At 67.3% G+C, this 25,733-nt stretch carries 29 protein-coding genes and 1 riboswitch; of the genes, 20 read left to right on the top strand and 9 right to left on the bottom strand.

Going from position 1 to position 25,733, the window contains the following annotated elements; translation table 11 throughout:
• The first annotated feature begins 8 nt into the window (after window positions 1–8).
• The 11 genes from Q4G50_RS04345 (at window position 9) to Q4G50_RS04295 (ending at window position 12,093) form a co-directional block, all read left to right on the top strand.
• On the top strand, window positions 9–2,615 hold the full coding sequence (locus Q4G50_RS04345; RefSeq protein WP_303376416.1) for a cation-translocating P-type ATPase: 2,607 nt from the start codon (window positions 9–11) through the stop codon (window positions 2,613–2,615).
• A gap of 41 nt (window positions 2,616–2,656) precedes the next feature.
• Window positions 2,657–3,733: a uroporphyrinogen decarboxylase gene (gene hemE / locus Q4G50_RS04340; RefSeq protein WP_303376415.1), complete on the top strand. Its 1,077-nt coding sequence runs from the start codon at window positions 2,657–2,659 to the stop codon at window positions 3,731–3,733.
• Window positions 3,734–3,735: 2 nt separating this feature from the next.
• Window positions 3,736–5,145, top strand: a complete 1,410-nt coding sequence (locus Q4G50_RS04335; RefSeq protein ID WP_303376414.1) for a protoporphyrinogen oxidase — start codon at window positions 3,736–3,738, stop codon at window positions 5,143–5,145.
• Between the two features lie 8 nt (window positions 5,146–5,153).
• Window positions 5,154–5,218: riboswitch (guanidine-III (ykkC-III) riboswitch) on the top strand.
• A 24-nt stretch (window positions 5,219–5,242) separates the two neighbouring features.
• The gene (locus tag Q4G50_RS04330; RefSeq protein WP_303376457.1) at window positions 5,243–5,557 is read left to right on the top strand and encodes a multidrug efflux SMR transporter; all 315 of its coding nucleotides are present in this window, start codon (window positions 5,243–5,245) and stop codon (window positions 5,555–5,557) included.
• A gap of 40 nt (window positions 5,558–5,597) precedes the next feature.
• Complete coding sequence (gene hemL, locus Q4G50_RS04325) at window positions 5,598–6,923, top strand: glutamate-1-semialdehyde 2,1-aminomutase (protein WP_303376456.1); 1,326 nt, start codon at window positions 5,598–5,600, stop codon at window positions 6,921–6,923.
• 9 nt (window positions 6,924–6,932) lie between these two features.
• On the top strand, window positions 6,933–7,535 hold the full coding sequence (locus Q4G50_RS04320) for a histidine phosphatase family protein (protein ID WP_303376413.1): 603 nt from the start codon (window positions 6,933–6,935) through the stop codon (window positions 7,533–7,535).
• A complete protein-coding gene (locus Q4G50_RS04315) occupies window positions 7,535–8,134 on the top strand; it encodes a TlpA disulfide reductase family protein (protein ID WP_303376412.1) in 600 nt (199 codons plus the stop codon). The genes Q4G50_RS04320 and Q4G50_RS04315 overlap by 1 nt, the downstream gene beginning before the upstream one ends.
• The gene (locus tag Q4G50_RS04310; RefSeq protein ID WP_303376411.1) at window positions 8,131–8,925 is read left to right on the top strand and encodes a cytochrome c biogenesis CcdA family protein; all 795 of its coding nucleotides are present in this window, start codon (window positions 8,131–8,133) and stop codon (window positions 8,923–8,925) included. Before Q4G50_RS04315 ends, Q4G50_RS04310 begins: the two co-directional genes overlap by 4 nt.
• Window positions 8,926–8,976: 51 nt before the next feature.
• Window positions 8,977–10,584, top strand: a complete 1,608-nt coding sequence (locus Q4G50_RS04305) for a cytochrome c biogenesis protein ResB (protein ID WP_303376455.1) — start codon at window positions 8,977–8,979, stop codon at window positions 10,582–10,584.
• Window positions 10,585–10,660: 76 nt separating this feature from the next.
• Window positions 10,661–11,656, top strand: coding sequence for a c-type cytochrome biogenesis protein CcsB (gene ccsB / locus Q4G50_RS04300; RefSeq protein ID WP_303376410.1), 996 nt, complete (start codon window positions 10,661–10,663; stop codon window positions 11,654–11,656).
• A 167-nt stretch (window positions 11,657–11,823) separates the two neighbouring features.
• Complete coding sequence (locus Q4G50_RS04295; RefSeq protein WP_303376409.1) at window positions 11,824–12,093, top strand: helix-turn-helix domain-containing protein; 270 nt, start codon at window positions 11,824–11,826, stop codon at window positions 12,091–12,093.
• On the opposite strand, the gene Q4G50_RS04290 is transcribed toward Q4G50_RS04295, so the two are convergent.
• Genes Q4G50_RS04290 through Q4G50_RS04280 form a run of 3 tightly spaced genes read right to left on the bottom strand, consistent with a single transcriptional unit; the run spans window position 12,087 to window position 13,395 of the window.
• Entirely contained in the window at window positions 12,087–12,653 is a 567-nt protein-coding gene (locus Q4G50_RS04290; protein WP_303376408.1) for a hypothetical protein, read from the bottom strand. The genes Q4G50_RS04295 and Q4G50_RS04290 overlap by 7 nt on opposite strands.
• A gap of 18 nt (window positions 12,654–12,671) precedes the next feature.
• The gene (locus Q4G50_RS04285; RefSeq protein WP_303376407.1) at window positions 12,672–13,154 is read right to left on the bottom strand and encodes a nuclear transport factor 2 family protein; all 483 of its coding nucleotides are present in this window, start codon (window positions 13,152–13,154) and stop codon (window positions 12,672–12,674) included.
• Window positions 13,123–13,395 carry a hypothetical protein gene (locus Q4G50_RS04280; protein ID WP_303376406.1) on the bottom strand — a complete coding sequence of 91 codons (273 nt, stop codon included), beginning with the start codon at window positions 13,393–13,395 and terminating at the stop codon, window positions 13,123–13,125. The genes Q4G50_RS04285 and Q4G50_RS04280 overlap by 32 nt, the downstream gene beginning before the upstream one ends.
• A 35-nt stretch (window positions 13,396–13,430) precedes the next feature.
• On the opposite strand from Q4G50_RS04280, the gene Q4G50_RS04275 reads away from it, so the two are divergent.
• Window positions 13,431–13,766 (top strand): DUF4229 domain-containing protein, encoded by a 336-nt coding sequence (locus tag Q4G50_RS04275; RefSeq protein ID WP_303376405.1) that lies wholly within the window; start codon window positions 13,431–13,433, stop codon window positions 13,764–13,766.
• 141 nt (window positions 13,767–13,907) lie between these two features.
• Here the strand turns inward: Q4G50_RS04275 and Q4G50_RS04270 are convergent, their stop codons facing one another.
• On the bottom strand, window positions 13,908–14,843 hold the full coding sequence (locus Q4G50_RS04270; protein WP_303376404.1) for an AEC family transporter: 936 nt from the start codon (window positions 14,841–14,843) through the stop codon (window positions 13,908–13,910).
• A complete protein-coding gene (locus Q4G50_RS04265; protein WP_303376403.1) occupies window positions 14,844–15,749 on the bottom strand; it encodes a 1,4-dihydroxy-2-naphthoate polyprenyltransferase in 906 nt (301 codons plus the stop codon). It lies immediately after the preceding gene.
• Between the two features lie 182 nt (window positions 15,750–15,931).
• On the opposite strand from Q4G50_RS04265, the gene Q4G50_RS04260 reads away from it, so the two are divergent.
• Window positions 15,932–16,798: a glycosyltransferase gene (locus Q4G50_RS04260; protein ID WP_303376402.1), complete on the top strand. Its 867-nt coding sequence runs from the start codon at window positions 15,932–15,934 to the stop codon at window positions 16,796–16,798.
• Here the strand turns inward: Q4G50_RS04260 and menE are convergent.
• Window positions 16,795–17,922: an o-succinylbenzoate--CoA ligase gene (gene menE, locus Q4G50_RS04255; RefSeq protein WP_303376401.1), complete on the bottom strand. Its 1,128-nt coding sequence runs from the start codon at window positions 17,920–17,922 to the stop codon at window positions 16,795–16,797. The two genes, Q4G50_RS04260 and menE, sit on opposite strands and share 4 nt — an antisense overlap.
• A gap of 70 nt (window positions 17,923–17,992) precedes the next feature.
• On the opposite strand from menE, the gene Q4G50_RS04250 reads away from it, so the two are divergent.
• Window positions 17,993–18,562 (top strand): YceI family protein, encoded by a 570-nt coding sequence (locus Q4G50_RS04250; protein WP_303376400.1) that lies wholly within the window; start codon window positions 17,993–17,995, stop codon window positions 18,560–18,562.
• On the opposite strand, the gene Q4G50_RS04245 is transcribed toward Q4G50_RS04250, so the two are convergent.
• Genes Q4G50_RS04245 through Q4G50_RS04235 form a run of 3 tightly spaced genes read right to left on the bottom strand, consistent with a single transcriptional unit; the run spans window position 18,563 to window position 20,349 of the window.
• Window positions 18,563–19,090, bottom strand: coding sequence for a uridine kinase (locus Q4G50_RS04245; protein WP_303376399.1), 528 nt, complete (start codon window positions 19,088–19,090; stop codon window positions 18,563–18,565).
• Window positions 19,090–20,046 carry a 1,4-dihydroxy-2-naphthoyl-CoA synthase gene (locus Q4G50_RS04240; protein WP_303376398.1) on the bottom strand — a complete coding sequence of 319 codons (957 nt, stop codon included), beginning with the start codon at window positions 20,044–20,046 and terminating at the stop codon, window positions 19,090–19,092. The genes Q4G50_RS04245 and Q4G50_RS04240 overlap by 1 nt, the downstream gene beginning before the upstream one ends.
• Before the next feature lie 9 nt (window positions 20,047–20,055).
• The gene (locus Q4G50_RS04235; RefSeq protein WP_303376397.1) at window positions 20,056–20,349 is read right to left on the bottom strand and encodes a 4a-hydroxytetrahydrobiopterin dehydratase; all 294 of its coding nucleotides are present in this window, start codon (window positions 20,347–20,349) and stop codon (window positions 20,056–20,058) included.
• Window positions 20,350–20,384: 35 nt separating this feature from the next.
• Between Q4G50_RS04235 and Q4G50_RS04230 the strand changes: the two genes are divergently transcribed.
• The 6 genes from Q4G50_RS04230 to Q4G50_RS04205 are packed head-to-tail and all read left to right on the top strand — an operon-like array spanning window position 20,385 to window position 25,724.
• Window positions 20,385–20,975: a Type 1 glutamine amidotransferase-like domain-containing protein gene (locus Q4G50_RS04230; protein ID WP_303376396.1), complete on the top strand. Its 591-nt coding sequence runs from the start codon at window positions 20,385–20,387 to the stop codon at window positions 20,973–20,975.
• 5 nt (window positions 20,976–20,980) lie between these two features.
• Entirely contained in the window at window positions 20,981–21,979 is a 999-nt protein-coding gene (locus Q4G50_RS04225; protein ID WP_303376395.1) for an o-succinylbenzoate synthase, read from the top strand.
• A gap of 11 nt (window positions 21,980–21,990) precedes the next feature.
• The gene (locus Q4G50_RS04220) at window positions 21,991–22,422 is read left to right on the top strand and encodes a hypothetical protein (protein ID WP_303376394.1); all 432 of its coding nucleotides are present in this window, start codon (window positions 21,991–21,993) and stop codon (window positions 22,420–22,422) included.
• 10 nt (window positions 22,423–22,432) lie between these two features.
• Window positions 22,433–24,037 (top strand): 2-succinyl-5-enolpyruvyl-6-hydroxy-3-cyclohexene-1-carboxylic-acid synthase, encoded by a 1,605-nt coding sequence (gene menD / locus Q4G50_RS04215; RefSeq protein ID WP_303376393.1) that lies wholly within the window; start codon window positions 22,433–22,435, stop codon window positions 24,035–24,037.
• A complete protein-coding gene (locus tag Q4G50_RS04210; protein WP_303376392.1) occupies window positions 24,034–24,483 on the top strand; it encodes a DUF3592 domain-containing protein in 450 nt (149 codons plus the stop codon). The genes menD and Q4G50_RS04210 overlap by 4 nt, the downstream gene beginning before the upstream one ends.
• A gap of 41 nt (window positions 24,484–24,524) precedes the next feature.
• Entirely contained in the window at window positions 24,525–25,724 is a 1,200-nt protein-coding gene (locus Q4G50_RS04205; RefSeq protein WP_303376454.1) for a glycosyltransferase family 1 protein, read from the top strand.
• Window positions 25,725–25,733: the final 9 nt, after the last annotated feature.

Here is a 25,733-nt window from a genome sequence, read left to right as displayed (position 1 = left end):
CTGGTCCCATGACCCGCAATGATCAGGTGACCTCCGCTCTGGAGGAGGCGCGGGCGGCAGCCCGGGCGGTGGGCATCGATATGGACACCGGCCCCCTGTATGTCGGCGAGGACCGTCCCAAGGTCTCCTACGCCTTCGAGCTGCAGGGGGATTTCGCCGCCCCCGATGTTGCCGACATCGAAAGCGCCCTGGAGGAGGTCCCGGGTGTGCGGGCCCGCATCGTCGCCCCGAGTGCGACGGCCTGGATCACGGCACCTGACACCCTCGACCCGGATGATCTCGCCGAGATCATCAAGGCGTTCGGCCTGCGTGCCACGCTCACGGATGCTTCCCTGCGACGCCGCATCATGCGACCCGATCCGGTGGAACGCACCCGCCCCGCGGTCCGCGCCTCCCGCCTGCCGTGGAAATACCGGCGACACCTGGAGGATGAGGAACGTAACCTTGAGCGCGCCCGCCGCTCTGGGTTTCTGGGCAAGCACGAGGACCGGGTCCGTCAGGCCGTCAACGCCCAGCCGAAGGATCTGCTGTTTACCGCCCGTGACCTGCTGACCCCCACCCGGCTGATTATCTGCTTGGCTCTGACCATTCCGATCCTGCTCATGTCCTACATCGAGGACCTGCAGTTCGATGGGTGGCAGTGGCTGACCCTGGCGCTGGCGGCGCCGGTGGTGACTTGGGGTGCCTGGCCCTTCCACCGGGCTATGGTCGGTGGCGCCCGCCGCGGGCTGACAGCGCTTGACGCCGCGAGCTCGGTGGCGGTGCTGGCGGCGACGGTGTGGTCGATTGTCATGTTGCTGTTCACCGCGGCGGGCGATCTCGGCTGGCAGTCCACCCCGCACTGGTTCGCGTTCCAGCAGCAGCGCATCGTCGATGGTGAGCTGTTCCTCGATGTCGCCTGCGGCATGACCGTCCTGCTCCTGGCTGGGCGGCTGATCACTATGCGCACCCGGGTGAGCCTGCTCGATGAGATGGAGGCGCGTAAACCCGATCCACAGCACCTGGTGCGCCTGGCCCCGAAGTCCCGGGCGCCCGGCACCCCGGCCCGGGAGGAGGAGAAGATCCCACTGCAGGAGGTCAACGTCGGCGACGATGTCATTGTCCAGTCGGGGGAGATCATCCCGGTCGACGGCACGGTCGTCGGTGGTTCCTGCACTGTCCATCGCGGGTTGATCAGCACGGGGGAGCAGGAGCAAGAGCAGGTGAAGGTTAATTCCTATGTCTTCGCCGGCTCCCGCAACCTGGATGGGCGGATCAAGGTGCGTGTCGTCCACACCGGCCACCGCACCCGCCTGGCGGCGATCCACCGCTGGGTGACCGACGCCAACATCAAGCAGAATCACTCCACATTGTTGTCCACCCGCACGGCGGCGATGCTCATCCCGGCGGCGCTTGGTCTGGCGGCGCTGGACTTCCTGCTGTGGGTGCTCATCGCCGGTAACTTCAACGCGGCATTCGCCACCTCCCTGGCGGTGCTGGCCTCGGTGGCACCGGTGGCCCTGGCGCTGTCCCCGGCGCTGGCGATCCGCCACGGTATCGAGGCCGCCGCCCGCAACGGCATCCTCCTCGGCGACGGCGCCACGGTACGGCGGGCGGAGATGATCGACACGGTGATCTTCAACCGGGTGGGCACCCTCGCGGAAAACGACATGCACGTCGAATCGGTCACCGCCGCGCACGGGGAGAACCCGGAATTGGTCCTGCGCGTGGCCGGTGCCCTGGCCCTGGAGTCCGATCACCCGGTCTCCCGCGCCTTGGTCAAGGCGGCCCGCGAGGCCCGCGACACGGGCGCCGGCGGCGAGGACATCCCCCACTGGATCGAGGTCTCCCACGCGGAGGATGACGGCCAAGGTAGTTTCCGGGGGCATGTCGATCTGCCGCTCCGCGGCTCCGATGGCACCGTCACCACCACCCAGGTGGAGGCGATCCTGTGGCGCCCGCGCACTATGTCTGATCTGCACGGACGGCTGGCCGCGGCCGTGGTCTCCGGAGGCACCCCCATCGTCGTGCGGTGGAAGGGAAAGGACCGCGGTGTCATCAGCCTGCACGACAACGTCAAGCCCGATGCGCAGGAGGCCGTGGAGCAGCTGGAGCAGCAGGGCATTGAGACGGTGATGCTGTCGCGGGACACGTACCCGGTGGCGCGTCGATACGCGGACCGGATCGGCATCTCGCAGGTGCTGGCGGGCATCGCCCCTGCGAAGAAGCCGCAGACGGTGCGGGCGGTGCACACCCAGGGTGCGACGGTGGCGATGGTCGGCGACGTGAGTGTCATGTCCTCGCTGCGGGTGGCGGATGTGGGCATCCTCATGGGCGATAGTGACACCAGCGACGACGTCGACCACATCACGCATTCGGGGCACCCGGACGTCGATGTCATCATCCTGCGCCAGGATGTGTCCGCGATCCCGCAGCTGATCGCCCAGTCGCGCCGGGTGTGCCGGATCATCGACACGAACATCATCTTCGCCTGGACCTACAACGGCATTGCCCTGCTGGCGTCGGTGGCGGGGGTGTTGCACCCCATGGCGGCGACGGTGCTCATGCTCGGGTCGTCGTTGCTGATTGAGGCGAGGTCGAACAGTGCGCGTGCTTTCCGACGCGCGGTCGGCTGACAATTACCCCCGGATCCAACTTTTGGACCACAATGGTGGGCATGACTCGTCGTGATATTCCTGATGCCCCGCTTCTGGCCGCCGCTGCCGGCCGCACCCCGTCCCGCACCCCGGTGTGGTTCATGCGCCAGGCGGGTCGTTCGCTCCCCGAGTACCTCAAGGTCCGCGAGGGTATCTCCATGCTGGACTCCTGTTTCATGCCGGAGCTGCTGGCGGAGATCACGATGCAGCCGGTGCGCCGCCATGATGTCGACGCCGCGATCCTCTTCTCCGACATCGTCGTACCCCTGCGCGCCGCCGGGGTCGGCGTGGAGATCGTGCCCGGCCGCGGCCCGGTGATGGACAAGGCGATCACCACCCGCGCGGACATCGACGCGCTGCCGATCCTGGAGGAGGAGGTCACGGAGGTCGTCGACGGCATCCGCATCATCCTCGATGAGCTCACCGAGGCCCAGACCCTCATCGGTTTCGTCGGGGCGCCTTTCACTCTGGCCAGCTACCTGGTCGAGGGCGGGCCGAGCAAGAACCACGAGAAGACCAAGGCCATGATCCACGGTGATCCGGACACCTGGCACGCCCTCATGCGTCGACTCACCCCGACGGTGTCTGCCTTCCTGCGCCAGCAGATCGACGCCGGTATCGACGCCATGCAGCTCTTCGATTCCTGGGCCGGGTTCCTCACCGAGCGTGATTACCGCGAGCACGTGCTGCCGTACTCGGTGGAGATCCTCCAGGAGATCGAGGGGGAGATCCCGCGCATCCACTTCGGTGTGGGCACCGGCGAGATCCTCGGCGCGATGTCGGAGGCCGGTTCGGAGGTCATGGGGGTGGACTGGCGGGTGCCGCTCGATGTCGCCGCCCAGCGCATTCACGCCGTGTCCGGGCCGAAGGTCCTGCAGGGCAACTTGGATCCGGCGATCCTGTTCGCCGGCCGCGATGCGGTGACCTCCGAGGTTGCCCGTATTAAGGCCGAGGCCGCCCGCGCCATGGAGGCGGGCCATGCCACCGGCCACATCTTCAACCTGGGCCACGGTGTCCTGCCGAACACGAAGGCAGAAGACATCACCGAGGCCGTCGCCTCCATTCACGCAGATAACGCCAACCACAAGGAGAACTGAGCGTGACCCGCTACGCCATCATCGGTGCGGGCCTGGCCGGCCTGGTCAGCGCCTACGAGATCCGCAAGGCTGACCCGGAGGCGGTGATCCACGTCTTCGAGGCGGAGGACCGCATCGGCGGCAAGCTGCACACCGTCGCCTTCGATTCGGGTCCCACTGACATGGGGGCGGAGGCCTACCTGGCCTTACGTTCCGATGCCACGGATTTCTTCACCGAGCTGGGGCTGGCCGATGATCTGGTGAGCCCCTCGGGGCTGCGTTCGCTCGTCTACTCCGACGGTGAGCTGCGGGCACTGCCGAGCGGCGGTGTCATGGGTATCCCGTCCTCCTCCGCTCCTGTCGCTGACCTCGTGTCCGCGGAGACGGCCGCGCGTATCGACGATGAGGGCAACGCCCCGTCGATCGACTGGGAAGTGGGGGGTGACGCCAGCGTCGGCAAGCTCGTGAGTGAGCGCTACGGCGCGGAAGTCACCGACCGGATCGTCTCCGCCCTGCTCGGCGGGGTGTACTCGTGTGCCGCTGATGACCTCGGTGTGCGCGCCACGATCCCGCAGTTGGCGCAGGCTCTCGATGAGTTGGCTGAGGCCGGCAAGAACATCACCTTGTCGGCGGCGGTGGCGCTGTGCGAGTCACGCCGCACCCCACGTGATCCTGGTTCGACGCCGACCCCGGTGTTCGCCACCTTCCGTCACGGTTATGCCCAGGTGTATGAGGCCCTGGCGGAGAAGTCGGGCGCGGATATCCATCTCGATGCTTTCGTGGCTGGCATCGCCCGCGAAGATGAACGCTATGTGCTCTCCGGCCCGGGCGTGCACCCTGACGCCCCCTATGATCGCCTGCTGCTCACGGCTCCCGCGCCGACGTCCGCGGTGCTGCTGAAGTCGGTGGCCCCGGAGGCTTCCGCCCAGCTGAAGTCGGTGCAGCTGGCGTCGTCGGTGGTCGTCGGCATGAAGTTTGATTCCGCGCAGGGCCTGCCGGACAACTCCGGTGTGCTCGTCGCCATCGATGAACCTGACGTGCAGGCCAAGGCATTCACGTTCTCCTCGAAGAAGTGGCCGCATGTCGGCGAGCGCGGTGGCGCCCTGGTCCGCGCCAGCTTCGGCCGTTTCGGCGATGACGCGCTGGTGCGCGCCGAGGAAGATCTGCTTGTCGACGCCGCCCTCGACGACCTCGCCCACATCACCGGCTTCGACGGCCGCGCGGCCGGCCTGGCCGAGATCTACGTGCAGCGCTGGTTCGGCGGCCTGCCCCGCTACGACGAGACCCACCTGGCCACCGTCGCCGCTGTCCGCGCGGGCATTGAGGCGGTATCGGGTCTGGAGGTCGCCGGCGCGTGGGCCGGGGGAGTGGGCGTGCCGGCCGTCATCGACGATGCACGCGCCGCAGCCGCGCGCCTGGTTCAGGTAGGCTGACCAGCGTAGTCAGCCCGGTTGAGTCGGGCCCGGACGAGGGAGCCGTACCCGGTGTCGCGACAAGACGGCCAGGAAAGGTTTCCTCATGTCCGTCACCATGTCCTGGATCATTCTCGTCCTTTCCGGTGCTTTCGAGGCGGTGTGGGCCATCGCGCTCGACCGCTCCGTCGGTTTCACCCGCCTGTGGCCCTCGGTGGTGTTTGTCGCGGCGCTCATTGTCTCCATGGGTGGGCTGGCCATCGCCCTGAAACAGCTGCCGGTGGGGACTGCGTATGCGGTGTGGGTGGGCATCGGCGCCTCCCTGGCCATCGTGTGGTCTTTCGCTACCGGCCAGGAGGTGTTCTCCCTGGCGAAGGCGTTCTTCCTGGTCATGATCATCGGGGGGATCATCGGCCTGAAGGTGGTCAACTGAGCGGGGGGAAAGTTTAACCCCGGTTGACCCCGGTCGTATGATGGTGGGCATGACTGTGACGCCCCCGACCTCCGCTCGCACCCACAAGTCCGCGCAGCTGCACGATCGCGCCCGCGCCGTCATCCCCGGCGGGGTGAACTCCCCGGTCCGTGCCTTCGGTTCCGTCGGCGGCCAGGCGCGTTTCATTGATTCGGCGCACGGTTCGACGCTTATCGACGTCGACGGCAACGACTACGTCGACCTCGTCTGCTCCTGGGGGCCGATGATTAACGGCAACGCCCACCCGGAGATCACTCAGGCGGTTGTCGATGCCACCGCCAAAGGCCTGTCCTTCGGCGCCCCGACCGAGGCGGAGATTGACCTCGCCCAGATGATCATCGACCGCACCTCCGTCGAGGAGGTCCGCCTGGTCAACTCCGGCACCGAGGCCACCATGTCCGCCGTGCGTCTGGCCCGCGGTTTCACAGGGCGTCCAAAGATCATCAAGTTCGACGGCTGCTACCACGGACACGTCGACGCGTTGCTGGCCTCCGCCGGTTCCGGTGTCGCCACCTTCGCCCTGCCGGATTCGCCGGGTGTCACCGGTGCCTCGGCGGCTGACACCATCGTCGTGCCCTACAACGACCTGGAGGCTGTGAAGCAGGCTTTCGCCGAGCACCCGGGGGAGATCGCCTGCATCATCACCGAGGCCGCGGCCGGCAACATGGGCACGGTCGCTCCGCGCGAGGGCTTCAACGCCGCTCTCAAGGAGATCGCCCACGCCGACGGCGCGCTGCTCATCCTCGACGAGGTCATGACCGGTTTCCGCACCTCCTACTCGGGTTGGTACGGCGTCGACGGCGTGGCCGGTGACCTCACCACCTTCGGCAAGGTCGTCTCCGGTGGCCTGCCGGCCGCCGCCTTCGGTGGGCGCGCCGACATCATGGAGCACCTGGCTCCCTCCGGCCCCGTGTACCAGGCGGGCACCCTGTCCGGTAACCCGGTGGCGATGGCGGCGGGGCAGGCCTCCCTGCGTCTGGCCTCCGAGGACATCTACCCGGTCCTGCACGCTAACGCCGATCGGCTTGCCGATCTCATCTCGCAGGCCCTGAGCCGCGAGGGCGTGGCCCATCACATCCAGCGCGCCGCGACGATGCTGTCCATCCGTTTCGCCGAGGGCGAGGGCCACAACTTCACCGACATGAAAGCCGCCGACACCTTCCGCTACCCGCCGTTCTTCCACGCCCTGCTGGACAACGGCGTCTACGCCCCGCCGAGCGTGTTCGAGACCTGGTTTGTGTCGACGGCGCTTTCCGACGAAGATTTCTCCCGTATCGAGGAAGCACTCGTCCCGGCCGCCCAGGCCGCCGCCGCAGCCACCGCTTAAGGAACTGTCATGTCGCACACGATCGTCCACCTCATCCGCCACGGCGAGGTCCACAATCCGGGTCGCATCCTCTACGGCACGATCCCCGGCTACCACCTGTCCTCCCGCGGCCGTTCCCAGGCCGCGCGCGTGGCCCGGTCCTTCGAGGACCATGACGTCACCTACCTGGGTGCCTCCCCGCTGCAGCGCGCCCAGGAGACCTCCGAGCCTTTCGCCGAGGTCACGGGACTGGAAGTAGACACCGTCGAGGGCATCGTCGAGGCGGGCAACCGCTTCGAGGGGCTGCGTACCAAGGGCTGGCGTTCCCAGCTGTGGAACCCCGTCCGTTGGCCGCTCATGGTCAACCCGCTTGAGCCGAGCTGGGGCGAGTCTTACGTCGACATCGCCGAGCGCATGATGAACGCCGTGCACGCCACGCGTCGCGAAGCGCAGGGCCACGAGGCGATCCTGGTCAGCCATCAGCTGCCGATCGTCATGGTGCAGCGCCACGTCATGGGCCTGCCGCTGGCGCACGCCAGCCGCCAGTGTGAGCTGGCGTCTGTGACCTCGCTGGTTTTCGACGGCGGGGAGATCACCGACATCTTTTACACCACCCCCGCGAAGGACATCTGATGCGCTTGCGCCTGACTGCGGCCGTGCTCGCCGCTGTCTCCCTCACGCTGACGGCCTGCGGCCAGGATTCGGACGCTGCGAAGAGTGCCGTCGCCGTGGGCGGCACCTTCCAGTTCCATTCCCCGGGCGGGCAGATGGAGATCTTCTACGAGGAGGACGAGCGCGCCCCGCTGCCCGATTTCGGCGGCGATTCCCTCATGGAGGAAGGCACCGAGATCTCCTTGTCGGATTTTGAGGGCGAGGTGGTCATCCTCAACGCCTGGGGCCAGTGGTGCGCGCCGTGCCGTTCCGAGGCTGATGATCTGCAGCGTGTCCAAGAGGAGATCGAGCCCCTCGGTGGCACGGTGCTGGGCATCAACGTCAAGGACTACAACCGCACCATCGCGCAGGACTTCATCCTGGATAACGGTCTGACCTACCCCTCGATTTATGATCCGCCGTTCCGCTCGGCCGCCCACCTCGGCGGTGTGCCGTCCTCGGTCATCCCGACGACGATCATCCTGGACCGTGAGCACCGCCCGGCGGCGGTGTTCCTCAAGGAGATCACGGATCAGGAGCTTCTCGACGTCGCCCTCCCCCTCATCGAGGGCACTGCATGACCGAACTCGGGCAGCTTTTCGCGGACGCCGCCGCCTCCGGTCCCCTCATTTTGGGGCTGTTGGCTGCGGCGGCCGCCGGTCTGGTCAGTTTCGCCTCGCCGTGCGTGGTGCCGCTGGTCCCCGGCTACATGTCCTATCTCGCCGGCATCGTCGGCGGTGAGGTGCGCCACGACGCCGAGCACGGCGCCGTCGTGACGAAAAAACGCCAGTGGGCGGTCGCCGGGGCGGCCCTTCTGTTCATCCTCGGTTTCACCGTGGTGTTTGTGCTGGCCACGGTCACCGTGTTCGGCGCGATCAGCATGCTCACCCTCAACGCGGAGACCCTCATGCGGGTCGGCGGTGTCATCACCATCCTCATGGGCGTGGTGTTCATGGGCATGGTCCCGGCGCTCCAGCGCGACACCCGCATGGCCCCGAAGAAACTCACCACCTGGGTGGGGGCGCCGCTGCTCGGTGGCGTTTTCGCCCTCGGATGGACCCCGTGCCTGGGGCCGACACTGGCCGCGATCATCTCTGTCTCCGCTGGCACGGAGGGCATGACCGCCGCCCGCGGCGTGTTCCTCATCATCGCCTACTGCCTGGGCCTCGGCCTACCCTTCCTGCTCATCGCCCTGGGTTCGGCCCGCGCCATGCGCACCATCGGCTGGCTGCGCCGCCACTCCCGCAAGGTGCAGATCTTCGGCGGTGTCCTCATGATCCTCGTGGGGCTGGCCCTGCTCACCGGCGTGTGGGCGCACTTCATCAACTTTGTTCGCCAGTGGACCGTCGAGTACGGCGCCACCATCATCTAGGAAGAGTCGTTCGTGACGTATCTCAAGAAGGCATGGAACTGGCTGACCAGCATGCGAACCGCGCTGGCCCTGCTGTTCCTGCTGGCTGTCGCCGCCATCCCCGGCGCCCTGCTGCCGCAGCGTTCGCTCAACGAGACCAACGTCATCGAATACATCGAGAACAACGGCCGCCTCGCCGAGATCTACGATCGACTCCAGCTTTTCGACGTCTTCGAGTCCACCTGGTTCCTCGCCATCCTGGTCCTGCTGACGATCTCCCTCATCGGTTGTATCCTGCCGCGCTCCTGGGACCACTACGTCGCATGGAAAACCCCGCCCACCCGGGCGCCCCGCAAGCTGGAACGGTTGCCGCTGCATGCGGAAGGGGGCGTCGACAAGCAGCTGGACGAGGTCGCCGCGGATGCGCGCGGCCTACTCAAGCGCTGGAAAACGGCCGAGTACACGCCAGAGGAGGACCGCGCCGGGGCCTACTCCTTGTCCGCCGAACGCGGCTACGGCCGCGAGCTGGCGAACCTCCTTTTCCACCTGGGTCTGGTCGGCATGATCATCACCGTGGCGGCCGGGCGGATGGTGTACTACGAGGGGCAGGTCATCGTCGTCACCGAATCCGGCAACTACGAAACCCCGCCGATCGAGCAGTCCACCGAATTCTGCAACACCTCAACCTCTAACTTCGACTCCTTCCGCGCCGGCCCGCTTTTCGACGGCACCGGCCTGACCACCTTCTGCTTCGACGCCCACGACTTCTCCGCCGACTACCTACCCAACGGTCAGGCCGAGATGTTCACCTCGAACGTCTCCTACGCCGTCGGCGAGGACATCCACCGCCCCAAGTCCGAGTGGGAGGACTACCAGCTCAAGGTCAACCACCCGCTGCGCATCGCCGGCGACCGCGTCTACCTCCAGGGCCACGGCTTCGCCCCGACCTTCACCGTCACCTGGCCAGGCGGGGAGACCCGCACCCAGACCATCCAGTGGCGCCCGGACGACCTCACCTTCTTCCTCTCCTCCGGCGTCATGCGTTTTGACCCGCCCGCCGGCATGTACCCCGAGCTTTTCGACCGCCGCCAGAACCAGCTGGCCATCCAGGGTCTGTTCGCGCCCACCGCCCAGTGGGACGGTGAGAACAACGAACTGCTCACCTCGCGTTTCCCGGCGATGACCGACCCGGCCGTGGCCATCGACATCTACCGCGGCGACGCCGGCCTGGACACCGGCCGCGGCCAGTCCATCTTCGACCTCGATACCACGCTGCTGCACTCCGGCCAGCTGCAGAAGATCGAACGCGTCAACCTCTCCCGCGGTGATTCCGTCACCCTCGACGACGGCACCGAGATCACCTTCGACGGCGCCAGCGAGTTCGCCAACTTCCAGATCTCCCGCGACCCCTTCCAGCCCTGGGTCCTGGTGACCACCATGATCATGCTCACCGCACTCGTCGGCTCCCTGCTGATCAAGCGTCGGCGCGTGTGGATCCGACTCACCCCGCTGCCCGAGGGAGGCACGCACGTCGAGCTCGGTGGCCTGGCACGCACCGACCGCGCCGGCTGGGGAGACGAGTTCGACCGCATCCACCGCCAGCTGCTCGGCTTGCCCGACCCGGACGAGGTCGAGGAGGATCTGCTCGTCCCCGAGGACGCCCGCCACGCCACCAACTAAAGTTGGATTCGCCCGCTCAGGTGGGGTAGCGTCACTGGGGAAAAACCATCGGCCTACCTCCTGAGGGTGTCCCTTCATGCCTGTCAATCAGACTCTCTCCAACTTCTCGGATGTGGCGTTCCAGTCCGCCTTCGTCATCTACACGCTGGCGCTGGTGCTCTCGCTCATCTACTACGGCCGAATGCAGGGCGTTATCGACGCCCGTCGCGCCCTCGCCCGCGCAGAAAGCAAGGAACTCGTGGCCGTCGGCGACGGCGGGTCAACCGTGGTCGACGATGTCCCCGAGGTCGCGGAAGTCGAGCGCCTGGAGGCCCGCGCCAACAAGTTCGGCGGCATGACCCAGTCGCTGGTATGGCTGGGCATCATCGTCCACTCCGTGTCCGTGGTGCTGCGCGGCCTGGCCACCGACCGTTTCCCCTTCGGCAACCTCTATGAGTACGTGCTGGTCACCACCGCTTTCATCATGATCGGGGCGGCGGTGGTCATCCAGCGCAAGGAATGGCGCATCGTCTGGCCCTGGCTGCTGGTGCCCATCCTCGCGCTGCTGTTTTTCGGCGGCACCAAGCTCTACGCGGATTCCGCCCCGGTCGTCCCGGCGCTGCAGTCCAACTGGCTGCCCATCCACGTCTCCGTCGTGTCCTCCGGCGCGTCCATCGGCATGCTCTCCGGCATCGCCTCCCTGCTTTACCTGCTGCGTATCTGGCAGCCGCAAGGTAAGGAACACGGCATTTTCGGGGCCATCGCCAAGCCGCTGCCGAGCGCCAAGAAGCTCGACGCCATGGCCTACCGCACCGCCATCCTCACCCTCCCCGTCTTCGGCCTGGGCATTGTCCTCGGCGCCATCTGGGCGGAGGCCGCGTGGGGTCGCTTCTGGGGTTGGGACCCCAAGGAGACCGTCTCCCTGATTTCCTGGGTGCTCTACGCCGCCTACCTCCACGCCCGCGCCACCGCCGGCTGGCGCAACTGGAAGGCCGCCTGGATCAACATCGCTGCCCTGGCCACCACTATCTTCAATCTCTTCTTCATTAACATGGTCGTCTCTGGCCTGCACTCCTATGCCGGACTGAACTAGGGCTGCCTGCCGCATCGAATTCACCCCGTCGAAAGGAGCCCCGGGATCCGTCCTGGAGCATTCCTTTCGACGGGGTGAATTCGATGGTGTGTCAGCAGCACCCGGCCCTCGTGAGCTGTTTCGCGCTAAACTGTGGCCCAACAGCTTCTTAGTGAGGAGTGAGAACAGTGACAGGAACCTCTGCCCCCAGGAAGAAGACCGGTAAACCGGCAGGCAATGATCCTGTCCTGCTGGAGCTCGGGGCCCAGCTGGCTCAGCGCCGCCGTGACATCGGCGGGCTGCAGGCCGACATCGCGGAAAAGGCCGGGGTCTCCCGCTCGACGCTGCACACCATCGAGCACGGCGGCACGGGGGTCCGCTGGGAAAAGGTCGCGGCCGTCGCCCATGCGCTGGGCATGACGATGAACTTTGAGGTGGCGGGGGAGCAGGCTCAGTAGGGCTGGCGGAGGATCTCCAGACTCATCCGGCGCAGTCCGTCCCCGAAATCAGCGAGCGTGGCGCCATAGCGGTGCTCCGGCTCGGCGCTGAGCACACCATAAGCGGCAGTGACCAGGTCATGCGTCTCCGCACGACTGACCTTCCGGTTGAGAGCATCCCCGAGGAAAGTGGTAAGTAGGCGGTCGGCCTTGCGGCCGGTGCGCCCCAGGTTGAGGCAGAAATGATGGAAGGTGGTCTCGCCGAGGCCATCGACACTGAGGTAGATCTCGCGCAGCCGGGCGGTAGGAACGTCGACGAGGTCGGCGGCGTGGATGAGGTGGGCGTCGATAAGTTTGTTCGCCACCTCGTGGACGCGGTGCGGAACATCCGCGGGGAGGGCGCGGAGATCGTCGCGGGCCTGCGGGTGCTGCTGGCGGAACGCGGCGCCTTGGGAGGTGACGGCGTCGATCAGCGCGGTGGCAATTTCCCCCGGCCACACCCCCTCAAAGCCGTCGAAATTCTCCGGCGGGATGGACCGGGCAGCGGCAACGACAGCGGCGATCTCAGCGGGGTCAGTCATGCCGACCACCTTATGGGATTAGCGCAGGCGCGGCATGAGAAACTGCTCCACCAAGCGCACGATCCACCCCAGCGGGCGCGCCGCCGTCGAGGCCACTTTCGCTGCCGGAAGTAGCGCCCCGCGCGTGGCCAGCCCGGGCCCGATGCGCCCCAGCAGCATGACGGCTGCGGGCATGGGGCGGATGAACAGCGTGATCTCTGCGATGAGCCCCTCGTTGTTCAGGCGCAGCCACTGGATCTCCTCCAGGTTCTGCGCGCCGAGCCGATTGGTGCCGTAAATGACCCAGTCCGCGTCGGCACCGGTGGTGCGGTGGATGGTGATGTCATCGAGCAGCTCGAACGCCGCCGCGAACACCGCCATGACCTCTTCCGCCCCCTGGAAAGAAAAACCATCGGTGAGCGGGGAGATCAGGCGCGCATCCGCAGCCAGGCAGGCACGCATCCCGGCGAGATCGCCGGTGCGATCAGCCTCAATCCACCGGCTGATCGTCGTCGGGGTCACGGTAGCGCTCCTCGGCTCGCTTACGGCGTTCCTCTTCCTCGCGCTGCGCGGCTTCCCGGGCGCGACGCTCCTTGAAACGATCCTTCTCGATCTTCCACAGGAAATCCTCGTCATCGTCCGGCCCCTTGATCGCGCGGGGAGGCGGGGTCGCCTGGTTGCGCTTCCAGGTCTTCGGCCCGAAGGCCTTCCACACGAGCACAATGGCGACGACGATCAGCAGAAGAAGTAACAGGCGTCCCATGCAGTCCACTCTACGGGCCGAAGTAGACTGCAGGTGTGACTGCACCTGAGAATCCCCAGCACCCTTCCGACGCACCCCCGGAGCTTAATCCGCAGGTCCGCCGCCAGGCCAACATGGCGCTGCTCAAGTACGGCGGCGCCCGCCTCGGGTTGTTCGTCGTCCTTACCATTGTTATCCAGCTGTTCGCGGTGCTTATCGACGCCCCCGTCCCCCTCGTCATGTCCGCCCTCTTGGCGCTGCTCGTGGCGTTCCCGTTGTCGATGCTCGTCTTCAAGGGCTTGCGCGTGGAGGCGAACCGTTCCGTGGGGGCGTGGAACGCGCAGCGCAAGGCCCGCAAGGAGTGGGTGAAGCGAGAGCTGGACTCCCGCTAGGGGCGTCCCCTCCGCGTGGGCTCGGGGCTCGCTGTCGTCCCCTCGGGAGGGACGGCTGGGAGGGTCTTTCGGGCCCTGATCGGGGTGATCGCGACGGCACGATCGCGAACCCCGAGCCCCGAACCGAAGGACGGGGCCCGATCAACGCCCGAAGAGCAGGGCGATCGCCAGCATCACCGGCAGAGAGCCGAACGTAGTGAGGAAGACCGTGTCGCGGGCGATGATCATGCCGCGCTGGTAGGAGGCGGCGAAGTTGTACACGTTTTGCGCGGCGGGCAGGGCCGCGAGGATGACGGAGGCGTAGAGCTCGTTGCCCTGAAGCCCCAAGGCCAGGGCGATGCCCCAGGCGATGGCGGGCATGCCCACCAGTTTGAGGGCGGTGGCGGTGATGGTGCCGGGGCGGTCGGCCGGGGTGGTCAGCGGTGCGGTGTTGCGCAGTGAGGCGCCGAAGCTGATGAGGATCATCGGGATGGACGCGCCACCGAGGATCTCCAGGGGGCGCATGACCGGGTCGGGGATCTGCAATCCGACCAGTGCCACGACCAGGCCCAGCACCGAGCCGATGACGACCGGGGAGAAAACTGCCGTGCGCACCGGCTCCCAGATGCGCGCCAGTCGGGAGCGGCCACCGGCGTCATCGGCGACCAGTCCCGCGAGGATGAACGGGGTGAACACCACCATCTGCAGCACCAGGACCGGGACGACATAAGTGGCTTCGCCGAGAACATAGATGCTCACGGGCAGGCCGATGTTGACGGAGTTGAAGTAGCAGGCGGACGCCGCACCCATCGTCGTGGTGGGCAGGTCCTGCCGGAAGAACAGCGCGGAGGCGATGATGTAGACGATGGCGGTGGCCAGTGTCGCCAGGAAGATCACCAGGATGACCGGGGAGAACAGGGTCTGCGCGTCCGATTTGGCCACCGCGGTGAACAGCAGTGCCGGGGAAGCGGCGTAGAAGGCCACCCGGTTGAGTACCAGGCGTTCGCGGTCATCCTTGATGATGCCGATGCGCGAGAGGATCACGCCCACGGCGATGACCGCCAGGATGATGGCGAAGCCGGTGATGACGCCGGTCATCTACACCCCCGGGGCGTTGAGGATAAGCACCGCCGTGGTGAGGACGGCCCATAAGAGCATGGCCTGGCCGGTGGACTTGATCAGCGGGATGAGCGCCGGGCCTTGCGCCCCGCGCAGGGCAACCATGATGCCGCCGACCGCCAGGGGCAGGGCGAGCAGGCCCAGCAGCAGCGGGAGCAGTTGGGTGGCCAGGATGAGCGAGACCACGAAGGGGGTCAGCGCCAGCGCGGTGTAGGCGTAGCGGGTGTTGCGGTCGCCGAGCCGCACCGCGAGGGTGACCTTGCCGGCGGCGGTATCCGAGGGGATGTCGCGCAGGTTGTTGGCCAGGTTCACCGAGGAGGAGATCGCACCGATGGCCACCGCCCCGCCGAGACCGATCCAGGAGACCGCCCCGGCTTGGGTGTATTCGGTACCCAGTACGGCGACGAGGCCGAAGAAGATGAACACCGCCACTTCCCCCAGGCCCCGGTAGCCGTAGGGGCTTTTGCCGCCGGTGTAGAACCAGGCGCCGAGGATCGCTACCGCGCCGACCAGGATGAACCACCAGGCACTCGCCAGGGAGAGTGTCACACCCGCTATTGCCGCCACCCCGAAGGCGAGGAAGGCGGCGCGTTTGACGTGCGCTGGTTTCGCCAGGCCACCGCCGGTTAGCCGCGCCGGGCCGGTGCGGTCCTCGTCGGTGCCGCGGATGCCGTCGGAATAGTCGTTGGCGTAGTTGACGCCGACGATGAGCGCCCACGCGACCACGAGTGCCAGCAGCGCCCGCCACCAGGAGAAACCACTTTGGAAGGCGGCGGCTCCCGAACCGACAATGACGGGGGAGAAGGCGTTGGGCCAGGTGTGCGGGCGGGCGGCCTGCCACCAGTCCCGGGCCGTGGCCGGGTAGGTGTGATGATCAACGGACATGGGGCCTATTGTCCTTCATCGGCGTGGGCGGCGCTCACCCGGGGGTCGCCCGGTGCGTAGGTGCCCGGTTCCAGGCAGCGGAAGTGCGGGCGGGGCGTCGATAAGCATTCATGTCGGCCACACCATACCTTAAAGGGGCTGGCAGGCAGCCTGCAGCCGACGAAAGTAGGATCAAGCGGGTTATGTGGATCTCATATGTGCTCGGCCAGGTGGTCAGCTTCTTCTTCACTCTCTTCCGGATGATCCCGCTGGCGTGGAACAACCGCGTCTCGCGGGCCCGCTTCCCGCAGGACGGTGACGTCGTCATATCGCTGACCTCGCACGGCGAGCGCCTCAATCGCGTCCACTACACCCTCGAATCCATCGTCCGCGGCCACACCAAGGCCCCGGTCGTCCTGTGGCTGGACCGCAAAGACTATGACGCTGAATGGCCGAAAACTCTCCGCCGCCTGGTCAAACGCGGCCTGCAGGTGCGCTGCTCCGACGGGCTTTACGGCCCGCACACCAAATATTGGGGGCAGTTCCGCGAGTTGGTGGGCACGGGCAGGCGTGTGGTCACCATCGACGACGACATGATCTACCCCGAGTGGTTCCTCGAGCGCCTGCTGTTCATCGGTGATTTGCGCAGCGATGTTGTCATCGCCTACCGCGCGCACCGCATCGAACTGCGCGACGAGGAGCTTATGCCCTACGTCAAGTGGACCGCCGCCGACACCTGCCGGGCCAGCTACCTGCACTTCGCCACCGGTGTGTCCGGGGTGCTCTACCCGCCGTCCTTCATCGACTTCGTCGTGGAGCAGGGCGATGTATTCCAGGAGCTTACCCCGCGTGCCGACGACGTCTGGCTGCATGCCTGCGCCCTGCGCTCCGGGCACCGCGTGCGGCAGGTGTACTCGCACCCGCGCAACTTTGCGGTGGTGCCGTCGACGCAGGCGGGTGCGTTGGTCATCGGCAATACGCTGATGGGCGGCAACGATGAGCAGATCCAGCGCGTCTACAGCGTCGAAGACGTGGAGAAGCTCGTCGCGGCGAGCCGTTCGGAGGACTAGAAGAGCTTCTCGACGCCCCGCCGGTCCACCTTCCCGGGCCCCGTCACCGGCAGCTCGGCGAGGCGCTTGAGTTCCTTGGGCAGCTGCCAGCGGGGGATGTGTTCGAGGCCGGCGATGACCTCGCCCGGGGTGGCGGGCCCGGTGTAGGCTGCGACGATCGCCTGGCCGAGCCGCGGGTGGGGGATACCGACGACGCACGCCCCGGTCACGCCGCGCACCCCCAGCATCGCTTGTTCGAGGACCTCGGGCTGCAGCTTGAGGCCACCCGAATCGATGATCGCGTCGAGGCGGCCGGTGACGGTGAGGCGGTCGGCGTCGATAAGCCCGGCATCGGAGGTGGCGAACCAGCCCGGTTCCGCGAAGGCCTCGTGCCCGGGGGCGTTGCGGTAGCCGTGGGCGATCATGGGCCCGCCGAGGTGGATGCGCCCCTCGTCGACGCGGACACGCGCGCCGGGCAGCGGCTGGCCGTCGTAGACGCAGCCGCCGGCGGTTTCCGAGGAGCCGTACGTGGTCACCACCGTGATCTGCATGTCGGCGGCCGCGCGGGCCAACTGTGGGTTAAGGGCGGCGCCGCCGACGAGGATGGCGTCGAAAAGCCGCAGCGCGTCGATGCCCTGGAGGGTGTCCATGAGCTTGGCCAGCTGCATCGGGGTGAGCGAGGTGTAGCAACGGTCACCGGTGGCGTGGAGTTCCGCGGCGGCGCGGGCGAAACGGGCGGTGTGGAACCCGGTGCTCAAATCGATGGCCAGGGGATCAACACCCGCGATAAGCGAGCGGATGAGCACCTGCAGGCCGGCGATGTGGTGGGCGGGCATGGCCAGCAGCCACTGGCCCTCCCCGCCGAGGCGGCGGTGGGTGGCGTCCGCACTGGCGACCAGGTTCGCTGGGGTGAGCTGGGCGCCCTTCGGGGTACCGGTGGATCCGGAGGTGGCCACCACCAGCGCGATGTCCGCGGAGATGGGGTGGCCGGCGCGTTGGGAATCCCGCAGCAATGCGGCCCGGGTGGGGTCATCGGCGGGCACCGGCAGCAGGGTCCGCTGCCCGGCGATCGCCTCTTCCAGGGCGGGCAGGATGGCGACAGGATCGCGCGGGTCGACGACGAGGGGTTCCAGCAGGCGGGTCACAAAGACAAGATCGTAGCGTGTTCACAGGAATAGGCCTTATGGTGTGTGTTCGAGAAGCAAACTGTCATAGATGAAAGGCCCGCGGATGATCGTCATCAAGGGTGAGTACGAGTTCGACCATGCACACACGGCGGTGTTCTTCGAGGCTCGCCATGCGATGGTGACCAAAATCCGCGGCGAGTTCAGAGACTGGTCGGCCACCCTGAGCGCCGGAGATCACCTCAATGACCTGCGTGTGCGTGCTGAGATTCGCGCGGCCAGCCTGCACACCGGGGTCCCGCCCCGCGACGTTCATTTGCGCAGCGCCGATTTCCTGGATGTCCGCGAGCACCCGTACATCACCTTCGAGTCGACCGCCACCCACTTCCACGATGACCGCAACGGCGTCGTGGAAGGCACCCTCACCATGCGCGGCGTCAGCCGCCCGGAGACTTTCACCGTGGAACTCGGCGGCGCGGACATCGACCTCGAGCACAAGTACCGCGTCGGTTTTTCTGCCTCCATGCGGATCAACCGCCGGGACTACGGGGTGGAGTTCCAGAAGATCCTCGAATCCGGCAGCGTGCTCGTCTCCGAGGAGGTCACCATCGCGGTCGAGGGGTCGATCCTCTACCTCGACCCACCGTCCGTTGCCGGATGATCATTCCACGATGAGATCAGCGCGTTCCCACGGCCGGTGATGGTCGAGGAAGGGAATCTCCTCGGCCATCCACTCGTCCCAGAACTTCTCCGCCTCCTCGCGGGTGCCGTTGACGCCGCTGGCCACGTCACGGGCCAGGCCGCGTTCGCGGGCGACGTCCAGGTCGACATCCACCCAGATGAGAGCGTCGACGAAGGGTGCCGCCTCGCGGCGGCCCGCGCCGGTGCCCTCCACGATGAGTAGTTCCGTCTCCGCGGGCACCTCGATGGAACCCGGACGGTCCATCTTCACCCAACCCGGCGGACGGTAGGAGACCGGGTGCCCGGCGCGGTAGGGGAGGAGGACGGCGTCGATAAGCAGGTCGGCCCAGTCGAAGAACGAGTGGTGCCAGGCGAGATCATCGGTGCCCACCACGCACGCCGCGCCATGTTCGGCGGCCAGGCGCCGGGCCAGGGTGGTCTTGCCGCTGGCGCCGTGGCCGTCGATGGCCAGCACGGCGCGGGGCGGAAGGTTGAGTTGGGAGAGCATCAGTAATAGAAGGGGTACTGATCCCAGTGGGGCTCGCGCTTGTTTAAGAAGGCGTCCTTGCCTTCCACGGCCTCGTCGGTCATATACGCCAGTCGGGTGGCCTCGCCGGCGAAGACCTGCTGGCCCATGAGGCCGTCATCGGTGAGGTTGAAGGCGAACTTGAGCATGCGCTGCGCGGTGGGGGACTTGCCGTTGATCTCCCGCGCCACCTGGATCGCCTCCTCCTCCAACGCAGCGTGGTCGGCGACGATGTTGACCGCCCCCATGCGCTGCATGTCCTCGGCGGAGTAGGCGCGGCCGAGGAAGAAGATCTCACGGGCGAACTTCTGGCCGACCTGCTTGGCCAGGTAGGCGGAGCCGTAGCCGGCGTCGAAGGAGCCGACGTCGGCGTCGGTCTGTTTGAAGCGGGCCTCCTGGCGGGAGGCGATGGTCAGGTCGCAGATGACGTGCAGCGAGTGTCCGCCGCCGGCCGCCCAACCATTGACCACGGCGATGACCACCTTGGGCATGGTGCGGATAAGACGCTGCACCTCGAGGATGTGCAGGCGCCCGCCCTCGGCCTTGGTGCGGGCCTCGTCGACGGTGGAGACATCGGCCGCGGCGTCGTTCGAGTCGTGCTCCCGGGCGTACTGGTAGCCGGAGCGGCCGCGGATGCGCTGGTCACCGCCGGAGCAGAACGCCCAGCCGCCATCCTTGGCGGAGGGCCCGTTGCCGGTGATGAGGATGACGCCGACATCGGGGGTGCGCCGCGCGTGGTCGAGCGTGCGGTAGAGCTCGTCGACGGTGTGCGGGCGGAAGGCGTTGCGCACCTCGGGGCGGTCGAAGGCGATGCGGACGATGCCGTCCTTGCGTTGCGTGCCCACGTGGCGGTGGTAGGTGATGTCGGTGAGGTCCTCGAAACCTGCGACCGTCTCCCACTGGGAGGCATCGAAGGGATTGTCTGTGCTGTAGCTCATGCCCCCAGCTTAAAGGCCTGCCGCATGCTCGTTGATCACCCGGGCGAGGCGGACGTCGCGGATGGTCAGCCCGCCGACATCGTGGCTGGACAAGGTGACATCGACCTGTCCGTAGGTGAGTGTGATGTCCGGGTGGTGGTTGGCTTCCTCGGCGGATTCTCCGATGAGGTTGACCAGGCGTAGGCCGGTGGCGAAGTCGCCGGTGTCGAAGGTGGCGGCGATCTGATCGCCCTTGTTCTCCCAGCCTTGGAGGTCGGCGTCGGTGATCTGTTCTGGGGTGAGGATCTGCTTGGTGTCGGTCATGGTCGCCATTGTCCGGAAGTTTCTAGGCTGGTGCCATGAAGCTGCTGCTGACCTCTTTCCTCCACGACCGCCTCGCCGATCACGTGTCCGGGACGGTCGCCTACGTCTCCGATGCCGCCCGCTCCTTCGGGGATGCCCCGTGGGTGAATACCGAACGCGAGGGCCTGCGCGCTCACGGCCTGGAGCTGGTGGAGCTGCCGTTGGCCGAGACCCCGCCCGCGGAGGTGGACCGCATCCTCGGCGAAGTTGACGCCGTGTACGTCGCGGGTGGGGAGACCTTCGACCTGCTGCACGTGTTGCGCTCGACCGGTACCGACGAGATCCTCACCCGGCATGTCCGCGCCGGGCTGACCTATGTCGGGTGTTCGGCGGGATCGGTGGTGGCGGGCCCGGACATCGGGCCGGTCAGCCTGCTCGACTCGCCGGGCGTCGCCCCGGACCTGGTTGAGCACACCGGCCTCGGGTTCACGGATCTGGTGGTCATCCCGCACGCGCAGGGTAGCGAGACGTTCCCCATCGACCTCTATGCGGAGACGGTGCGCCGCTTCGGGGAGGAGTGGCAACTGGTGCTGTTGCGGGACGGGCAGGCCCTGCTCATCGAGGACGACGAGGCCCGCCTACTGTAGGTCCCATGCACATCGATGACATCCTCGACCGCGCCCACGTTGTTGCTCTGCCGATGGCGGTGCGTTTCCGCGGGGTGGACACCCGCGAGGCCCTGCTTATCGACGGCCCCGCTGGCTGGGGCGAGTTCGCCCCGTTCCTGGAGTACGACGCGGTCGAGGCCGCCGCGTGGTTGCGCGCCGGGCTGGAGGCAGCGTTCCAGGGTTTTCCTGCTTATCGACGTCGCGTGGTCGAAGTCAACGCCACTGTCCCGGCGGTGGCGCCCGGTGAGGTGGAATCGGTGCTGGCCCGCTACCCGGGGTGCCGGGTGGTGAAGGTGAAGGTCGCGGAGAAAGGGCAGTCGCTGGCCGACGACGTCGCCCGCGTGCAGGCCGTGCGCGAGGTGCTGCCCGGGGCGGTCGTGCGGGTCGACGCCAACCGTGGCTGGACCGTCCCCGAGGCTCTCGAGGCGGCCCGCGCGCTCGGGCCCTTGGACTATATGGAACAGCCTTGCCACTCGGTGGAGGAACTGGCACAGCTGCGGGGGGAGCTCATGCGCACCGGGTTGTTCGTGCGGGTGGCGGCGGATGAGTCGATCCGTCGATCCGATGACCCTTATCGGGTGGCGGAGCTGCGCGCCGCAGATGTCGCGGTGCTCAAGGTCGCCCCGCTCGGCGGCGTGCAGCGCGTCCTCGACCTCACGGAGCACCTGCGTGCCCGCCACATGGACGTCACGGTGGCCTCCGCTCTGGACACGGCCGTCGGCATGAACGCCGGTTTGGCCGCCCTGGCCGCCCTGCCGGTCCTCGAAGACGATGATGGCCTTGATGTCCCACCCGCCGCCGCGGGCCTGGCCACCGGATCGTTGTTCGTGGAGGATGTGGCGCGACCGCGTGAGATCAGCGACGGGCACATGTCCGTGGATCCGGTGGCCCCTGAACCCGAGCGTCTCAGCGCCTTGGCGGCGCCTGTGGATCGGCGGGACTGGTGGTTCGAGAGGGTTCGACAGGCCTGGCAGTACGTGTAGGTTAAAGCCCCATGAACGATGACGACACCCGCTATATCGGCCCCACCGGCGGCGACCGGCCGCGTCAGTACTTCCCCAGCGACAATGACCCCGGCTACCAACCGCCGCAGTACAGCTATGAGCAGCCCGCCTACCAGGAGCCGCCGCGGGCGTCGAAAAGCGGCGGCGCGTGGCCGATGCTGCTGGGCATCCTTTTCGGCCTGACCCTGCTGGCCGCAGTCGCCTTCTTCTTCCTGTGGCGCTCGGCCGCCGCGGAGGCCGATAAGCCCGTCGAGCCGACCACCGTTACCCAGACCACCTCGATCACCGTCACCGAGACCACCACCGAGCGGGCCCTGCCCACCGATATCCCCACCCAGTTGCCGGAGGTGCCGGAGAACCTGCCGGAGGTCGACATTGAGGGCTGGCTCAACGAACTGCTGGGATCGGAGCCCGCTCAGTAGACTCATCGGCATGGATAACAAGTCGATGGACCTGGCGCAGGGCGTCGTCGAGCAGCTCTCGCGCCACTTAAGTGACGTCGTGGTGTGCCCGGGCTCGCGCAACTCGCCGCTGAGCCTGGCGCTGCTGGCGCGCCGGGATATCAAGGTGCATGTGCGTCACGACGAGCGCAGCGCCGCCTTCCTCGCCCTCGGTATCGCCCGGGTGCAGAAGCGGCACGTCGGCGTGGTGATGACCTCCGGGACGGCTGTTGCCAACTGCCTTCCCGCGATGGTGGAGGCCCATTATTCTCATACCCCACTGGCGGTGATCAGCGCTGATCGCCCGCGCCGCATGCAGGGCACCGGGGCCAGCCAGACCATCGACCAGGTCAACATCTTCGGCCGTTACGCAGAGACGACGCCCATTGTGGCGGCGGCGGACATTCCCCGGATAGCCGAGGCCTTCACCACGCAGGCGCAGGTACACATCAATGTGGAGTTGGAGGCCCCGCTCGTCGGAAAGCAATTGCCTGCGGAACCCAGCAGCCGGACCTTGGGGCGCGCGCCCGGGCCACGACCGCACGACCACGGCGAGGTCACCGTCGACCTGAGCCGCAACACCCTCGTCATCGCCGGTGACGAAGCCTGGGCCGTCGAAGGCCTGGAAGACGTGCCGACCATCGCGGAGCCCACCGCGCCCGCCCCCTACCATCCGGTGCATCCCCTGGCGGCCGGGATCTTCCGGAAACCGCAGATCAGCGCCAACGATTACGTGGTGGACACCAAGCCGGAACAGGTGATCGTTGTCGGGCATCCGACGCTGCACCGCGATGTGCTGGGGCTGATCAATGACCCGGACATCGAGCTGATCACGCTCAGCCGCACTGCCGATTTCAGCGATCCGCGCCCCGACTCCCGCCGCGGCAGCACGGTCAAGGTCACGGGCGAGCCAAGTGATCAGTGGATGAAGATCTGCCAGGCCGCTTCCGACCTGGCTGCCGATACGGTGCGCCTGGTCATCGCGGATCCGGCGCACGGTTTCACCGGGTTGCACGTGGCGGCGGCGATCTCCGACACCCTCGGCACCGGCGACACGCTGGTGCTCGGCGCCTCGAACCCGGTGCGTGACGCCAGCTTCGTCGGCCTGCCCTATGACGGGGTGGACACCTATTCGCCACGCGGGGCCGCGGGTATCGACGGCACCGTCTCCCAGGCCATCGGCATCGCCCTGGCCACCCAGGCCGCCCACCCGGATGAACCGCGCGCCCCGCGCACCGTCGCCCTGCTCGGTGATGTCACCTTCCTCCACGACATCGGCGGCCTGCTCATCGGGCCCGCGGACACCCACCCGGAGAACCTCACCATCGTCGTCGCCAACGACGACGGCGGCGGCATCTTCGAGACCCTTGAAATCGGTGCCCCCGAGCTGCGCGCCAGCTTTGAGCGGGCGTTCGGGACGCCGCACGGGGCGTCGATAAGCGATCTGTGCGCCGGCTTCGGCGTCGCACACCGGGAGGTCACGGGATTGCGCGAGCTTCTCGACGCCCTGAGCGAACCCCACGACGGCCTCAGCGTCATCGAGGCGCGCACCACCCGCGCCACCCGCCGCGCCATGCACGAGGCGCTGAGCAAGTGAGGGAGAGCATCGGCCGCCGCGGCCGGCAACTGGTGCTGCTGCTGTATGCGGCGGCGCTGCTCGGGGCAGTGGCCATGGTCATCGGGCCCGCCCTCAACGACCGCACCATAGGCGCCGATCCCGGCCGGGCGCTGGCCACCGTGACCGGAACCAGCTGGGTGCGCACCACGATCGACTTCCGCGACGAAGAGGGCATCTATCACTCGCCCCCGACCGGTCTGCTCTACCCGACCGGGCTGGGCGAAGGGCAACGCGTGTGGGTGACCTACGCCAAGTCCGACCCCGACCTCGTCAAAGTGGAGGGGAGGGAATGGACGTTGGCGATCATCCCTGCTCTCAGCGTCGCGCTAGTGACAACGGTTATCGCTGCCGTATTGTGGTGGGCAGTCGGACGGGCCACCCGCACCCGCCCCAGTTCACCGGAAGTTCGCCCCAAGTTGAACTAAAGCTCAGGGCGATGTCGCATAGGTAGGAGATCATGTCACGCATGCGTGTTGCCATCGTCGCCGAATCCTTCCTCCCCAACGTCAACGGTGTGACGAACTCGGTCCTCCGGGTGCTCGAACACCTCCACCGTGAGGGGCATGAGGCGATGGTCATCGCCCCCGGCGCCCGCGATTTTCAGGAGGAGATCCACTCCTACCTCGGCTTTGAGATCGTCCGGGTGCCCACCGTGCGCATGCCGCTGATCGACTCGTTGCCGATCGGGGTGCCCAACGCCACCGTTACCGACGCGTTGCGCGAGTTCGCCCCCGATATCATCCACCTGGCCAGCCCCTTCGTGCTCGGTGCCGCCGGTGCCTATGCCGCCCGCCAGCTGCGCATCCCGGCGGTGGCGCTGTATCAGACCGATGTCGCCGGCTTCGCCACGAAATACCACCTCGCCCCGCTGGCCGCGGCGGCGTGGGAGTGGACCCGCCACATCCACAACATGTGCCAGATGACCCTGGCGCCCTCCTCGCTGACCATCTCTGAGCTGGAGGATCACGGCATCAACAATGTCCGCCACTGGGGCCGCGGCGTTGACGCCGTGCGTTTCCACCCGGAGAAGCGCGACCCGGCCCTGCGCCGCCAGTGGGACCGCTCGGGCCGCAAGAAGATCGTCGGTTTCGTCGGCCGCCTGGCCGCAGAGAAGGGCGTGCACCGCCTGGTCTCGCTGCACGGGCGCCGCGACATCCAGCTGGTGATCGTCGGCGACGGCCCCTCCCGCCCGGAGCTGGAATCCCTCATGCCGAAGGCGGTGTTCACCGGCGCGCTGGGCGGGGAGGAATTGGCCCGCGCCTACGCCTCCCTCGACCTGTTCGTCCACGCGGGCGAGTTCGAGACTTTCTGCCAGGCAATTCAGGAGGCGCAGGCCTCCGGCGTGCCCACCATCGGTCCCCGCGCCGGCGGTCCGGTCGACCTCATCCAGGAGCGCTACAACGGATTGCTGCTCGACGTCGACACCTTCACCCGTGATCTGCCCGTCGCCGCCGAGTGGCTGCTCCACGATGAACGCCACGACGCCCTGCGCCACAATGCGCGCACCTCGGTGCAGAACAAGACCTGGGAAGCACTGTGCGAGCAGCTCCTGGGCTACTACGACGAGGTCATCGATGAGACCCGCCGCGTACCGCTCACCTTCTTCGGGCCGCGCCCCGAACTGCCGCTGTGGGCGGCGAAGGCGTTGGGTGCCCGCGTCGCTTAAGCGGGTGCT

The sequence above is a fragment of the Corynebacterium sp. genome (genome assembly GCF_030538285.1).
Taxonomy (GTDB): Bacteria; Actinomycetota; Actinomycetes; order Mycobacteriales; family Mycobacteriaceae; genus Corynebacterium.
The sequence above is the reverse complement of the archived record's forward strand: the minus strand, read 5'-3'. Positions and strand labels throughout refer to the sequence as shown.

Bases quoted from the DNA above. Each gene is read 5' to 3' on its own strand.
- Q4G50_RS04345 (WP_303376416.1), top strand. From the start codon at position 9: ATGACCCGCAATGATCAGGTGACCTCCGCTCTGGAGGAGGCGCGGGCG.
- hemE (WP_303376415.1), top strand. From the start codon at position 2,657: ATGACTCGTCGTGATATTCCTGATGCCCCGCTTCTGGCCGCCGCTGCC.
- Q4G50_RS04330 (WP_303376457.1), top strand. From the start codon at position 5,243: ATGTCCTGGATCATTCTCGTCCTTTCCGGTGCTTTCGAGGCGGTGTGG.
- hemL (WP_303376456.1), top strand. From the start codon at position 5,598: ATGGTGGGCATGACTGTGACGCCCCCGACCTCCGCTCGCACCCACAAG.
- Q4G50_RS04320 (WP_303376413.1), top strand. From the start codon at position 6,933: ATGTCGCACACGATCGTCCACCTCATCCGCCACGGCGAGGTCCACAAT.
- Q4G50_RS04315 (WP_303376412.1), top strand. From the start codon at position 7,535: ATGCGCTTGCGCCTGACTGCGGCCGTGCTCGCCGCTGTCTCCCTCACG.
- Q4G50_RS04310 (WP_303376411.1), top strand. From the start codon at position 8,131: ATGACCGAACTCGGGCAGCTTTTCGCGGACGCCGCCGCCTCCGGTCCC.
- Q4G50_RS04305 (WP_303376455.1), top strand. From the start codon at position 8,977: ATGCGAACCGCGCTGGCCCTGCTGTTCCTGCTGGCTGTCGCCGCCATC.
- ccsB (WP_303376410.1), top strand. From the start codon at position 10,661: ATGCCTGTCAATCAGACTCTCTCCAACTTCTCGGATGTGGCGTTCCAG.
- Q4G50_RS04290 (WP_303376408.1), bottom strand. From the start codon at position 12,653: ATGACTGACCCCGCTGAGATCGCCGCTGTCGTTGCCGCTGCCCGGTCC.
- Q4G50_RS04280 (WP_303376406.1), bottom strand. From the start codon at position 13,395: ATGGGACGCCTGTTACTTCTTCTGCTGATCGTCGTCGCCATTGTGCTC.
- Q4G50_RS04270 (WP_303376404.1), bottom strand. From the start codon at position 14,843: ATGACCGGCGTCATCACCGGCTTCGCCATCATCCTGGCGGTCATCGCC.
- Q4G50_RS04265 (WP_303376403.1), bottom strand. From the start codon at position 15,749: ATGTCCGTTGATCATCACACCTACCCGGCCACGGCCCGGGACTGGTGG.
- Q4G50_RS04260 (WP_303376402.1), top strand. From the start codon at position 15,932: ATGTGGATCTCATATGTGCTCGGCCAGGTGGTCAGCTTCTTCTTCACT.
- Q4G50_RS04250 (WP_303376400.1), top strand. From the start codon at position 17,993: ATGAAAGGCCCGCGGATGATCGTCATCAAGGGTGAGTACGAGTTCGAC.
- Q4G50_RS04245 (WP_303376399.1), bottom strand. From the start codon at position 19,090: ATGCTCTCCCAACTCAACCTTCCGCCCCGCGCCGTGCTGGCCATCGAC.
- Q4G50_RS04240 (WP_303376398.1), bottom strand. From the start codon at position 20,046: ATGAGCTACAGCACAGACAATCCCTTCGATGCCTCCCAGTGGGAGACG.
- Q4G50_RS04235 (WP_303376397.1), bottom strand. From the start codon at position 20,349: ATGACCGACACCAAGCAGATCCTCACCCCAGAACAGATCACCGACGCC.
- Q4G50_RS04230 (WP_303376396.1), top strand. From the start codon at position 20,385: ATGAAGCTGCTGCTGACCTCTTTCCTCCACGACCGCCTCGCCGATCAC.
- Q4G50_RS04225 (WP_303376395.1), top strand. From the start codon at position 20,981: ATGCACATCGATGACATCCTCGACCGCGCCCACGTTGTTGCTCTGCCG.
- Q4G50_RS04220 (WP_303376394.1), top strand. From the start codon at position 21,991: ATGAACGATGACGACACCCGCTATATCGGCCCCACCGGCGGCGACCGG.
- menD (WP_303376393.1), top strand. From the start codon at position 22,433: ATGGATAACAAGTCGATGGACCTGGCGCAGGGCGTCGTCGAGCAGCTC.
- Q4G50_RS04205 (WP_303376454.1), top strand. From the start codon at position 24,525: ATGCGTGTTGCCATCGTCGCCGAATCCTTCCTCCCCAACGTCAACGGT.